Source organism: Serratia sp. EC4 (genome assembly GCF_059652115.1).
In genome coordinates this window covers 297,656-310,046 of the sequence record NZ_JBNIDE010000001.1, presented here as the reverse complement: position 1 = coordinate 310,046, position 12,391 = coordinate 297,656, and the positions used below count along the sequence as shown (strand labels likewise).

The following is a 12,391-nucleotide window of genomic DNA, read 5'->3' as shown; positions in this document are numbered from 1 at the left end:
CAAGCTAAGGAGAGTGCGGGCGCGTGGCACACAATGGGAATAATTACGGTATTTCGGCCGACATTAAGCAGCTATTATAATTAGCGTTTATGGTTAAGCGACGGTTCATCCGCCGCCTGTTCGTCTGTCTATCAGATAATGATGCTGAGCACTGAATTTATGTTAAAGCCTCGCCCGTTCCTCCTGTTGTTATTATTGCTGTTGGGTTTGCAGCTGACGCCGTTCGGCGCCGTCGCCGCCACTCAGGATGATCCCGCCGCTGAAAGCGCGCCCGATCCCGCTACGCAGCTGAAAACCGCGCAAAAGCAGTTGGACAGCATGAAGCAGCTGGTTTCCAAAGCGACGACCGACACCCAGCTCAGCAAGCTGCGTTTGGCGACGGACGATCTGGTCGCCAGCATGGACAAACTCGCTACCGATCTGCAGCCGCTGCAGGAAAAACTGCAGGCGCAGCTGGACGTGCTGGGGCCGGCCCCGGCGGCGGGCGCGCTGCCGGAAACCCCGGCCGTCGCCCAGCAGCGCAATGCGCTGAACAACAGCAAGAAGCAGTTGGACGATGCGGTAAAACGCGCGCAGGCCATCAAGACCAGCGCCTTCGACCTGGGCCAGCAGATCAGCGATCTGCGTCGGGTGGCGTTCAAAACCCAGCTGGCGCTGAACACCGGCAGCATTTTGGGCGTCAAATTCTGGACGCCGGTGGTGCAGCCGTCAGCGGATGATGTGCAGCGGCTGGACCAGTTCAATGCCGAGATGAAAGCGGCCTGGGACGCCAGTTGGCAGGATGAATGGCGTTACGGCACGCTGGCGCTGCTGGCGCTGGCGGTGATCGTCTGGTCCTGGGGGCGCTATTTGTCCGAGCGTTTCCTTGCCTGGGTCAGCATTCGCTTCCTGCCGGACGGGCGCCTGCGCCGCAGCTTTATGGCGATCACCACCGTGGCGGTGACGGTATTCACTACCTCGATCGCGCTGAACCTGCTGTATTACGTCTTTATCCGCGTGCAGCCGCTGCCGGTGATGCTGGAAGACTTCGCCGAAGGCTTTAACCGTCTGGGGATTTTCTGCGCGCTGATCGCTGGGTTGGGGCGTGCGGCGCTGTCGCTGAATCGTCCGTCGTGGCGTCTGGCTTCGCTGGACAATGAAGTGGCCGCCGGGCTGCGTTACTTCTCGCCGCTGCTGGCCGGTCTGGCGCTGGCGTTCGGCACCGTGGAACTGATCAACAACGTCGTCAGCGCCTCATTGGCCACCACCATCTTCGGCAATGGCCTGGTGGCGGGGCTGATTGGCATGGTGCTGCTGGCGGCGCCGCTGCGCGGCCAGCGCATTCGTCGCCGTCTGGAGCAGCAGGGCGCGCACCTGGAAAAACGCACGCTGGTCGGCGGGCTGGTGCACATCGTCACCCTGGTCTGTTCGGTGGTGATCCTGCTTTCCCTGCTCATCGGCTACATCGCCTTCGCCCGTTTCCTGACCTACCAGCTGATCTGGGTGGTGCTGGTGCTGATGGCGTTCTACTTCATGGTGCTGTTCGCCACTGACCTGTGCGCCGCGCTGTTTTCGCCGCAGACCGTCAGCGGCAAGATGCTGAAGAAAACGCTCAGCTTCAAGGACCGCCACCTGGAACAGATGTCGATCATCACCACCGCGCTGGCCAAATGTTCGCTGTTGCTGTTGATGATTGTCGCGTTGTTCAACGGTTCGTTCGGCAGCACCACGCCGGGCTCGCTGATGGAGAAAATCGTCTCGATCCTGACCGGCGAAGGGTTGCAGCGTTTCAACATCGTGCCCGGCAACCTGCTCAACGCCGTGATCTGCCTGGCGATCGGCATCTACATTCTGCGCGCGGTGCGGCGCTGGCTGGGCTCTGAGCTGTTGCCGAAAACCATTTCGGACGTCGGCATCCGCGCCTCGCTGGTGACGCTGTTCAGCAATATCGGCTATGTGCTGGTGATTCTGATCACCCTGGCGGCGCTGGGCATCCAGTGGAGCAACCTGGCGTGGATCGTCAGCGCTCTGTCGGTCGGCATCGGTTTCGGTTTACAGGAGATCGTGAAGAACTTTATTTCCGGCCTGATCCTGCTGACCGAGCGCCCGGTGAAGGTCGGGGATATGATCGGCATCGGCGGCGTGGAAGGCGACGTGCGGCGCATCAACGTGCGCGCCACCGAAATCCAGCTCAGCGACCGTTCCACCATGATCGTACCGAACTCGCAGCTGATCTCGCAGAACGTGCGCAACGCCACCATGGGCAACGCGCAAGGGGTCGTGACCATCGCGTTGACGTTCCCGACCTCCATCGATCCGGAGCAGGTGCGCAATATCTTGCTCAGCGCCTATAACGAGTACGAAACCATTCTGGATACGCCGGCGCCTTACGTGCGCTTTAGCCAACTGGGGCCAGACGGCATTATCCTGAGCGTGACCGGCTACGTGCCGAGCCCGCGCATGGTCGGCGCCACCAAGAGCGAACTGCTGTTCAATATCCTCAAGCTGCTGCGCGCGCAGGAAGTGAGCCTGTCCAGCCCGCAAGAAGTGGTGTTTATGAAACAGCAGGCGACGCGGTATCAGGCCAACGAAGAGGAACACTCCTCCTAGTCCAGCCCTGAGGAGGCGGGCCGTTAAGTGACGGCCCGCCGAACGTGGCTAGTACATCGACGGCTCCACCGATTGCGAGCAGTCGCTGTTGGCGCTGGATTTGGTGCAGGTGTAAGGTTCATTCGGCGATGCCGAAGGCGCATTCGATGGGCCGCCGCCGCCGCCGATACAACCGCTCAGCATCAACGTCAAAAACACGAGAATTATCTTCTTCATCTCACCGTCCTCCATTGCGATTCCTCCTTTAAGTATATGCAGGGAAAGCGAACGGCACCGTTCGCCGCTGCGATCTATACTCCCTTGATGCCGTGTCGATGCTCAACCTCGGCGAATGAGGGGAGAAAGATGCAAACCGACGACGATTTGACCCGCTTTGCCGCGCAGGGCGCGCCGCCGTTGCCGCCCGGTTCCTGGCAGGGTTTTGTCGAACACGACGGCGCACACATCTGGTATGCGACCTATGGCGCTGACCCGACGGTGATCCTGCTGCACGGCGGCCTGGGCCACAGCGGCAACTGGGGGTATCAACTGCCGGCGCTGCTGCCCGCCGGGTATGGCGTGCTGGTCATCGACAGCCGCGGGCACGGGCGCAGCACGCGCGACGCCCGGCCATACCGTTACGATCGCATGGCCGATGATCTGTTGGCGGTAATGGACGCGTTGCGGATCCCGCACGCCGCGCTGGCGGGCTGGAGCGATGGCGCCTGTGTTGCGCTTATCGCCGCCCACCGGGCGCCGCAGCGGGTGGACGGCGTTTTTTTCTTCGGCTGTAATATGGACGCCAGCGGCGTTAAACCGCCCGCGTCCAACCCCATCGTCGAGCGCTGTTTTGCGCGCCATGCGCAGGACTATGCCGCCTTGTCGCCGACGCCGGATGACTTCGAGGCGTTCGTCGCCGCCGTGAGCCTGATGATGAGCAGCCAGCCGGACTACCGCGCACAGGATTTGGCGGCCATTCGCGTGCCGGTGACGGTTGTTCACAGCGAACACGATGAGTTTATCCGCGCCGAACATGCCGCCTACCTGAGCGACAGCATCCCCGGCGCCCGTCTGGTGACGCTGCCGGGTGTCAGCCACTTCGCGCCGCTGCAGCGGCCGGCATTGTTCAACCGCGCGCTGTTGGATTTTCTCGCCGGTGTGATGTGCCGCGGCCGGCGCAAAGAAAACGGGCGCCAAACGGCGCCCAAGGCGTGACAGGTTAGAAATCGACCGTCGCCTGCAGGCTCAGGCTGCGCGGTTCACCCTCAATCACGCGTAAGTTACCGGCGCTGGAGGCATAGTATTCGCGGTTGAACAGGTTTTTCACATTCAGTTTCAGCTGAGTATGTTTCCCCAGCAGCTTGCTGTCCCAGGCGACAAAGGCATCCGCCACGGTATAGGCCGGCATGGTGAAACTGTTCTCCGGATCGCCGGCGCGGCGGCCGACGTAGCGCGCGCCGCCGCCAATGCGCACCTCGCCGGGCACCACCGGCAATGTCATGCGGTGGCTGAGGTACAGGCCGCCCATGTTGGTTGGGGCGTTGACCAGCCGATTGCCGACGTTGTCCGGGTTGAGGTTGTCTTCGACAATTTCGGTTTTGTCGTAGCTGTAGTTGGCGGTGAGATCCCAGTTGCGCGCCACTTCGCCGTTCAACTCCAGTTCGACGCCGGTGGAACGCGCTTTGGGGATGCTGCGGGTCACGCCGTTGAAAAGATCGACATGTTTCTTTCATCGATGCGATAGAGCGCCAGCGTGGCGTCAAACGCCGGGGTGATCTGCCATTTTCCGCCCACCTCATAGGTAGTGCCGGTTTCCGGCGTGGCGACGTCGCCATTGTCGTCGATAGCGGTGGACGGCGTGAACGAACGGCTGTAATTGCCGTACAGCGACAGACTCGGCGTCAGCTTATACACCAACCCCGCCTGCGGCAAAAACTGGTCATCTTTGTCATTGAGCGTATTTTTCGGTTTCTGGAAACCGTTGCTGTTGTTCTGATAATACGACTGATAGCGCGCGCCCAGCACCGCGATCCATTGATCGGTGAGATGAATGCTGTCCTTGGCGTACAGGGAACGGCTGAACAGCGTGGCGCGCAGGTTGCTTGACGCGTCACTGTAAGTGGTGCTGTCGGTGACCGGCGTTTCGCCATACACCGGATCGTACATGTTGAAGGTCTTCGAGACCTTGCCGCGATAGGAATAGGCTTTGTAGGTCTGATTCTTCTCGTAGTCCACGCCCAGCAGCAGGTCGTGCTGCATGCCGAACAACTGTGGCGAGCCGGTCAGATCCCAGGAGTAATAGTGGGTTTGATGATTGAAACCGCGGTTGGCGTCGGCGCGGCGCGAGACGATGCCGGTCGTGGTGTCGACCGCGGTGGCGCGCACTTCGTTGCTGTCGTAACGGCGTTGCAGCCAGGCGTAGTTGAAGCGGGTCGTCCAGATCGGATCCAGCGCGTACTCATAATGGGCGTTCAGACGTTTGTTCTTGCCCCAGGCATGGTTAGCGTAGTCATCCAAGCGGCGGTTATAGGGCACATCGACCGGCTTGCCGTCGATAAATGCGGTGCCGCGATCGTAAGGAATGTCGTACTTGTATTCGCTGTAGGCGATGTTAAAGGAAGCCTGGTCGCCGAACCAACTGAGCGAGGGGGCGATCAGCGTGTGTTCGTCGCTGCCGAAATTGCGCCAGTAATCTGCGTGCTGGCGTTCGGCGATCAGGCGAAAGGCGAAGCCGCCGCCCAGCGGGCCGGTCACATCGACGCTGCCGCTGCCGCCGCCAACACTGTTGGTGGCGCCGCTGATGCGGGTGTTCCAGTCATACTGCGGTTTTTTGCTGATCAGGTTGATGACGCCGCCGGGGCTGAGGATGCCATACAGCAGCGAAGCGGAACCTTTCAGGACCTCAACGCGATCGGTGGTGGCGTCCATGCTCAGCCCCTGGTTGCTGCGCACGCCGTCGATGAAGACCGAGCCGTCGGAGTTAACCCCGAACCCGCGTTTGACGAAGCCATCCTCCGTGCCGCCGAGCGTGTTGCCCTGGGTGACGCCGCTGACGAACTTCATCGCGTCATTGACGCTTTTGACCTGGAAGTCGTCAATGACCTGAGAGGTGACGACGCTGACCGATTGCGGCACCTCGGCGATCGGCGCGGCGGTCTTGCCGGCGGTCGAAGCGGTATCGGCGCTATAGCTGCCGATAGGTTGGGCCGTGGCGGTTACCGTAATGGATTCCTCCGTTTTCGCGCCGGTCGCGGCGGCGATCGCCAGCATGGGGAACAAACCGGCAAACAGGGGCAGCGCGTGAAGAACGTGATTTTTATTTCTTTGAGTGGGGGGGCGAAGAACTGACTGGTGCATATAATTCCGTGAAAAATAATAAATAGTAACGATTATCATTATAATTATCATTTATGCATTTTGAATAGTGGGCAATGCCTGTATCCCTTCACTGCACGATTTAATTTTGTCTTTACAGTAAAAGACGGCGATTTTGCCGGTAAAAAATCGGCTGGGTGGCAATAACGATCGTAGTGACGGGAGAGTCACGACAGTTTGTTCGCCAGATAGGTGATTGCTGTCAATATATTGATACACAAATATATTTTTCCTAGATGAATAAACAGATGTCCGGGCCGGCAAAACTGGCAATAATAGGCGAGTCGGCCGCTTATCTTCTCCTCATCGTCGACGGTTGTGACACGAACAGATTGTCACCTTACGCTAGCGGAAGTCTCTGGATCCAAGATGCAAACCACCTCGTTGTCCGATACCCGGAAAATTTGGCCCGCGCTCATCATTTTTTTGCTGGTGTTCACTCTGTGTCTGTTGGGCATCGTGAGTCGTCCCGGCAGTTTTTTGGCAATATTCTGGCCGGTGAACGCCGTACTGCTGGCCGTTTTGGTGCGGCGGCCACAGTGGGCTACGCGGGCTGGCTGGGGCATGGCGGTGCTGGGCTATCTGGCGGCGGACCTGCTGACCGGCAGTTCGCTGCAAAAGGCGCTGCTGCTGAACGCCGCCAATCTGACCGGCGTCGTGGTGGGGTATCTGTTGTTCATGCGGCTGTCGCCGCCGGCGCGCACGTTGCAGCGTGGCGCCTCCAGCATGTACCTGTTCGGCATCTGCCTGGCGGCCGCCGCCGCGACCGGCGCGGTGGGCGCCGCAACTTCGCAGTGGCTGTTCGGCAGACCGTATCTGACCTCGCTGGCGCTGTGGTTCTCGTCCGAATTCACCAACTACGTCACGCTGATGCCGTTTATTCTGGCGTTTCCCGCCGATTGGCGACGTCGCCTTGCGGCGGCCGGCGCCCTGTTCACCCAGCGCAGCCAATGGCCGCGCGCGGGACGAAAACTCACGGTATTGGCGCTGCTGTTGCTGGCGGCGGTGTGCAGCGTGCTGATCGGCGGCCCCGGGGCGGTGATCTTTCCCATGCCGGTGCTGCTGTGGCTGGCGATGTCCTTCTCATTGTTCTGCACCATGATTGCGGTGCTGATTTATGTGCTGTGGTGCCATCTGGCGATCGATTTCGGGTTGCTTAGCGCGACGCTCGACATGAAAGTGTTGCAAAACGCGGTATCGATGCGTTTGGGCATCGCGCTGTTGGCGCTGGGGCCCATCGCCGTGGCCAGCATGAACTATGCGCGTAATGCGCTGCTGCGCACGCTGGAGCACGTGGCGAATCACGATGCGTTAACGCACGTGCTGACGCGCAATGCGTTTATGCAGCGCGGCGAACGGTTGATAGACCAAAAGGGCGAGCTGGTGTGCGTCATGATGCTCGATATCGACTATTTCAAATCGATTAATGACCGTTTTGGCCATGCCGGCGGCGATCAGGCGCTGATGGCCTTTACCCGCGCGATCGCCGCCGATCTGAGCGTCGGTGACCTGTTCGGCCGCATGGGAGGCGAAGAGTTCGCCATCGTTTCGACGCTCGGCCAGCCACAGCAGGGGTTGCAGCTGGCCGAACGCCTGCGGCAACGCATCGAAACGGAGTCCATCCTCATGCCGGCGGGTCATCCGCTGCAGATCACCGTCAGCATCGGCATGGTGACCTGCCCGGGCGGTTCCGGCCACAGCCTGGCCGACCTGCTCAAACTGGCGGATCTGGCGGTATACAAAGCGAAAAACGCCGGCCGTAACCGGGTCGCCACGCCGGAATCTTACCCTCCGAACGATCCTGACCGCTGAACTTCCGATCCGGGTTGCGCGCCCGCCGTCTAAACTGGTAGGGGGCGCAGGCAACGTCGCCCGCGCTGAACCGACTGTCCTTAATCAGACAAGAGGATGCCAGGATGAAATACGTAGACGGTTTTGTGGTGGCGGTGCCGGCCGCCAACAAGGAGGCCTATCACCGGTTGGCGGCCGCAGCGGCGCCGCTGTTCAAAGAGTTTGGCGCCACGCGCATCGTGGAGTGTTGGGGCGATGACGTGCCCGACGGCAAGCTCACCGACTTTCGCGGCGCGGTGAAAGCCCAGGACGACGAAGTGGTGGTGTTCAGTTGGATAGAGTACCCCTCCAAGGCGGTGCGCGACGCCGCCAATGAGAAAATGATGAACGATCCGCGCATGAAGGCGCTGGGCGAGATGCCGTTTGACGGCAAACGCATGATCTTTGGCGGGTTCGCGCCGATCCTCGATGCGTAAAGGAGGCGCAAATGGCCAGAATTACGCAACATCTGTGGTTTGAAAAGGACATGGAAGCGGCGCTGAATTGCTATGTCGCGCTGATCCCCGGTTCGTCCGTGAACTGGTTTTCCGACCTGCCGGCGGATACGCCGAGCGGCCCGGCCGGCAGCGTGAAGCTGGCTTCCTTCACGCTGGGCGACCAGCGCTACGCGGCGATCGAAGCCGGGCCGCTGGATCCGTTTAACCACAGCTTCTCCGTGATGGTGGAATGTGACGATCAGGCGGAAGTCGACCGGCTATGGGATGCCTTGAGCGAGGGCGGCGAGGCGGAGCAGTGCGGCTGGCTGCGCGATCGCTGGGGACTGTGCTGGCAGATCGTGCCGCGGCGCCTGACGGAGTTGATGAACGATCCGGACGCCGCTCGTGTGCGGCGGGTCACGGAAGCGATGCTGCTGATGGGCAAAATCGACATCGCCGGGTTGGAAGCGGCGGCGCGGGGCTAGCGGAAAGAGAACGAGGGAGAGAAAGGATGCATCGAGAACGGCACAGTATCGAACGCATCGGCTGGCTGCGGGCGGCGGTGCTCGGCGCCAACGACGGCATCGTTTCAACGGCCAGCCTGTTGCTGGGCGTCGCGGCGGCCAGCGCCTCGCATTCCGCGCTGATGATCGCCGGCGTCGCCGGGTGGGTGGCCGGCGCAATGTCGATGGCCACCGGCGAGTATGTGTCGGTCTCGTCGCAAGCGGATACCGAAAAGGCCGCGCTGGCGGAAGAGCAGGCGGAGCTGCTTGAAGACTACCCGGGGGAGTTTCGCGAACTGACGTCAATCTACGTGCATCGCGGTCTGGATCCGGCGCTGGCCCGGCAGGTGGCGGAAAAGCTGATGGCGCATGATGCGCTGGAGGCGCACGCGCGCGACGAGCTGGGCATTTCCTCCGCCACCCGCGCCCGGCCGCTGCAGGCCGCGTTGGCGTCGGCCTTGAGTTTCTCCCTCGGCGCGCTGCTGCCGCTGCTGGTGGCGCTGTGGGCACCGGTCGCCTGGACGCGGCCGGCGCTGGTGGCCTCGGCGCTGATTTCCCTCGGCGTTCTCGGCGGCATCGCCGCGAAAACCGGCGGGGCGCCGATCTTGCCGGGCGTGGCGCGCATTCTCATCTGGAGCGCACTGGCGATGGCGGTTTCTTCCGGCGTCGGCCTGCTGTTTGGCGTGACGGCCGGCTAACGCCGCGTTTGCATCAATCTATTGCACCTCAAGCTCAGAATTTATCATTTGTCAGCCGTCGGCGTTCGCGGCAAGGTGACGGCAACGCCAACATCAGTCAGGGACACTTATGCAGAAATCACAGATCCTATCGTGGGTCGCCCAGCATCCGCTGTTGCAACGCATGGTCGCGCTAGAGCCGATCACCTGGTTCAATCCACGCGCGACAACGTTGGCCACAGGGCTGCCCCACGTTGGGCTGACCGCCGCCGACGTCGCCGACGCGGAGCAGCGCCTGGCGCGATTCGCGCCTTATCTCGCCGCGGCCTTCCCGGAAACCCAACCCACAAAGGGGATCATCGAATCCGAGCTGGTGGCGATCCCCGCCATGCAGCAGGCGTTGGATCGGCGCTATGGGCAGTCGTTGGGGGGGCGCCTGCTGTTGAAAAAGGACAGCCATCTGCCGATTTCCGGCTCAATCAAGGCGCGCGGCGGCATCTATGAGGTGCTGACGCATGCGGAGAAACTGGCGCTGGAGGCGGGGCTGCTACAGATCGGCGACGACTACGCCCGACTGTTTTCCGACGCGTTTCGTCAGTTCTTCAGCCAGTACCGCATCGCCGTCGGCTCGACCGGCAATCTGGGATTATCGATCGGCATCATCAGCGCCCGGCTGGGGTTTGACGTCAGCGTGCACATGTCGGCGGATGCGCGAGAGTGGAAAAAACAGAAGCTGCGCGACAATGGCGTGACGGTGGTGGAATACGCCGACGATTACGGCGTGGCGGTCGAACAAGGGCGCCAACAGGCGGCGAACGATCCGAATTGCTTCTTTATCGACGATGAAAATTCGCAAACCCTGTTCCTCGGCTACGCGGTGGCGGGCGGCCGTCTGAAGCGGCAGTTTGCCGAACAGGGCATTGTGGTGGACGCGCAGCATCCGCTGTTCGTGTATCTGCCGTGCGGCGTCGGCGGTGGGCCGGGCGGTGTGGCCTTTGGCCTCAAGCTGGCGTTCGGCGATCACGTTCACTGCATTTTCGCCGAACCGACCCATTCCCCCTGCATGCTGCTCGGCGTCTACAGCGGGTTGCATGACGGCATTGCGGTGCAAGATCTCGGCATCGACAACCGCACGGCGGCGGACGGGTTGGCGGTGGGGCGCGCCTCCGGCTTTGTCGGCCGGGCGATGGAGCGCCTACTGAGCGCGTTTTACACGCTGAGCGATGAAGAGATGTTTGCGCTGCTCGGGTTGTTGGACCGGCACGAGCATATCCAGCTGGAGCCATCCGCGTTGGCGGGCATGGCCGGGCCGTGGCGCGTTGCAGCCCATGCCAGGGCGCTCAGCGAGCAAGGCATCAGCGCCGAGAGTCTGGCGCAGGCGACGCATCTGGTGTGGGCGACCGGCGGCGGCATGGTGCCGGCGGCGGAAATGGCGAAGTATCTCGCCGCCGGGCAGGCGGCGGAGTAAGGCGCAGTAAAAAGGGGCGAAAATCGCCCCTGATTGTCTGTCGTGCGGTTACAGCTGTTCGCCGTTGCTGTCGATCACCCGGCGATACCAGTCGAAGCTTTTCTTGCGCGAACGTTCGAGCGTGCCGGTGCCGTCGTCGTGTTTGTCGACGTAAATGAACCCGTAGCGTTTGCTGTACTCACCGGTGGTGAACGACACGCAGTCGATGCAGCCCCACGGCGTGTAGCCGATCAGATCTACGCCGTCTTCAATCACCGCTTTCTTCATCTCTTCGATATGGGCGCGCAGATAGTCGATGCGATAGTCATCGTTGATCTGGCCGTCCGCTTCCACCTTATCGAAGGCGCCGAAGCCGTTCTCCACGATAAACAGCGGCTTCTGGTAGCGTTCATACAGCACGTTCAGCGAATAGCGCAGCCCGACCGGATCGATCTGCCAGCCCCAGTCGGAGGCCTTGACGTACGGGTTCGGCACATTGCCCGGGAAGCCGAACATGCCGTCGCTGCCTTCCACCGCGTTGACCTGCAGCGCGTTGCTCATGTAGTAGCTGAAGCCGATGTAGTCGGTGCAGCCCTCGCGCAGGATCTGCGCGTCCTGCGGCTGCATCTCGATCTTCAGCCCTTTGCGTTCCCAATCGCGCAGCAGGTAGCTGGGATAGTAGCCGCGCATTTGCACGTCGGTGTACAGATAGCGCTGGTGCATCGCTTCCACGGCGTACATCACGTCGTCCGGCTTGCAGGAGTAAGGGTAAAACGGCACGCAGGCCAGCATGCAGCCGATCTTGAATTCCGGGTTGATCTGATGACCGAGTTTGACCACCTGCGCGCTGGCGACGAACTGGTGGTGCAACACCTGGTACAGCGCCTGCTCAGGGTTGTCTTCCTGGGTGTAGTCCACGCCGGAACAGCAGTAGCCGAACAGCGGGTAGCGGTAGTTGCTCTGGTTGTTGATTTCGTTGAAGGTCATCCAGTACTTCACCTTCTCGCGGTAGCGGCGCATCACCACTTCGCTAAAGCGCACGAAGAACTCCACCACCCGTCGATTTTTCCAGCCGCCGTAGGCTTTCACCAAATGGTAAGGCATTTCGAAGTGCGACAGGGTGATCACCGGCTGGATGCTGTATTTCAGCAACTCGTCGAACAGGTCGTCGTAAAACTGCAGGCCGGCTTCGTTCGGCGTTGCTTCGTCGCCGTTCGGGAAGATGCGCGTCCAGGCGATCGAAGTGCGGAAGCATTTGAAACCCATCTCGGCGAACAGCGCCACGTCCTGCTTGTAGCGGCCGTAGAAATCCACCGCTTCATGGTTGGGGTAACGGTAGCCGTCGAGCACGCCGTCGGTCATCACGCGATCGACGCCGTGCGAACCGCCGGACAGCACGTCGGCGATGCTTGGCCCTTTGCCGCCCCGATCCCAACCGCCTTCAACCTGGTGCGCGGCGACCGCGCCTCCCCACAGAAAATCTTTCGGCAACTGTTTCATCGTCAATGTCTCATCTTATTTAATGAAGGATAATAACGTTTGCATTGCCAATAG

Annotated in this window: 9 protein-coding genes and 1 pseudogene; 7 read left to right on the top strand and 3 right to left on the bottom strand. The window is 61.2% G+C overall.

The window, feature by feature from the left end; genetic code table 11:
- The first annotated feature begins 159 nt into the window (after positions 1-159).
- Positions 160-2,589, top strand: coding sequence for a DUF3772 domain-containing protein (locus ACP39K_RS01390; RefSeq protein WP_042706499.1), 2,430 nt, complete (start codon positions 160-162; stop codon positions 2,587-2,589).
- 48 nt (positions 2,590-2,637) lie between these two features.
- Here ACP39K_RS01390 and ACP39K_RS01385 read toward each other — a convergent pair whose 3' ends face one another.
- Complete coding sequence (locus ACP39K_RS01385; protein ID WP_227944600.1) at positions 2,638-2,805, bottom strand: hypothetical protein; 168 nt, start codon at positions 2,803-2,805, stop codon at positions 2,638-2,640.
- Positions 2,806-2,934: 129 nt separating this feature from the next.
- On the opposite strand from ACP39K_RS01385, the gene ACP39K_RS01380 reads away from it, so the two are divergent.
- A complete protein-coding gene (locus ACP39K_RS01380) occupies positions 2,935-3,783 on the top strand; it encodes an alpha/beta fold hydrolase (protein ID WP_497008247.1) in 849 nt (282 codons plus the stop codon).
- 4 nt (positions 3,784-3,787) lie between these two features.
- Here ACP39K_RS01380 and ACP39K_RS01375 read toward each other — a convergent pair.
- Positions 3,788-5,838, bottom strand: a pseudogene (locus ACP39K_RS01375) (TonB-dependent siderophore receptor).
- Positions 5,839-6,312: 474 nt separating this feature from the next.
- Here ACP39K_RS01375 and ACP39K_RS01370 point away from each other — a divergent pair.
- The 5 genes from ACP39K_RS01370 (at position 6,313) to dsdA (ending at position 10,858) form a co-directional block, all read left to right on the top strand.
- Positions 6,313-7,755, top strand: a complete 1,443-nt coding sequence (locus tag ACP39K_RS01370; RefSeq protein ID WP_161544757.1) for a GGDEF domain-containing protein — start codon at positions 6,313-6,315, stop codon at positions 7,753-7,755.
- 104 nt (positions 7,756-7,859) lie between these two features.
- Positions 7,860-8,210, top strand: coding sequence for a DUF1428 domain-containing protein (locus ACP39K_RS01365; protein WP_016927653.1), 351 nt, complete (start codon positions 7,860-7,862; stop codon positions 8,208-8,210).
- A gap of 11 nt (positions 8,211-8,221) precedes the next feature.
- Entirely contained in the window at positions 8,222-8,695 is a 474-nt protein-coding gene (locus ACP39K_RS01360; RefSeq protein ID WP_015377932.1) for a VOC family protein, read from the top strand.
- A gap of 26 nt (positions 8,696-8,721) precedes the next feature.
- Positions 8,722-9,411 carry a VIT1/CCC1 transporter family protein gene (locus ACP39K_RS01355; protein ID WP_033640227.1) on the top strand — a complete coding sequence of 230 codons (690 nt, stop codon included), beginning with the start codon at positions 8,722-8,724 and terminating at the stop codon, positions 9,409-9,411.
- Between the two features lie 109 nt (positions 9,412-9,520).
- Positions 9,521-10,858 carry a D-serine ammonia-lyase gene (gene dsdA, locus ACP39K_RS01350; RefSeq protein WP_048795058.1) on the top strand — a complete coding sequence of 446 codons (1,338 nt, stop codon included), beginning with the start codon at positions 9,521-9,523 and terminating at the stop codon, positions 10,856-10,858.
- Positions 10,859-10,906: 48 nt separating this feature from the next.
- Here dsdA and ACP39K_RS01345 read toward each other — a convergent pair whose 3' ends face one another.
- Positions 10,907-12,343 (bottom strand): 6-phospho-beta-glucosidase, encoded by a 1,437-nt coding sequence (locus tag ACP39K_RS01345; protein WP_497008246.1) that lies wholly within the window; start codon positions 12,341-12,343, stop codon positions 10,907-10,909.
- Positions 12,344-12,391 lie beyond the last annotated feature (48 nt).

Excerpts from the sequence above, each read along its gene's own strand:
- ACP39K_RS01380 (WP_497008247.1), top strand. The coding sequence starts at position 2,935 with ATGCAAACCGACGACGATTTGACCCGCTTTGCCGCGCAGGGCGCGCCG.
- ACP39K_RS01370 (WP_161544757.1), top strand. The coding sequence starts at position 6,313 with ATGCAAACCACCTCGTTGTCCGATACCCGGAAAATTTGGCCCGCGCTC.
- ACP39K_RS01355 (WP_033640227.1), top strand. The coding sequence starts at position 8,722 with ATGCATCGAGAACGGCACAGTATCGAACGCATCGGCTGGCTGCGGGCG.
- ACP39K_RS01390 (WP_042706499.1), top strand. The coding sequence starts at position 160 with ATGTTAAAGCCTCGCCCGTTCCTCCTGTTGTTATTATTGCTGTTGGGT.
- ACP39K_RS01365 (WP_016927653.1), top strand. The coding sequence starts at position 7,860 with ATGAAATACGTAGACGGTTTTGTGGTGGCGGTGCCGGCCGCCAACAAG.
- dsdA (WP_048795058.1), top strand. The coding sequence starts at position 9,521 with ATGCAGAAATCACAGATCCTATCGTGGGTCGCCCAGCATCCGCTGTTG.
- ACP39K_RS01385 (WP_227944600.1), bottom strand. The coding sequence starts at position 2,805 with ATGAAGAAGATAATTCTCGTGTTTTTGACGTTGATGCTGAGCGGTTGT.
- ACP39K_RS01360 (WP_015377932.1), top strand. The coding sequence starts at position 8,222 with ATGGCCAGAATTACGCAACATCTGTGGTTTGAAAAGGACATGGAAGCG.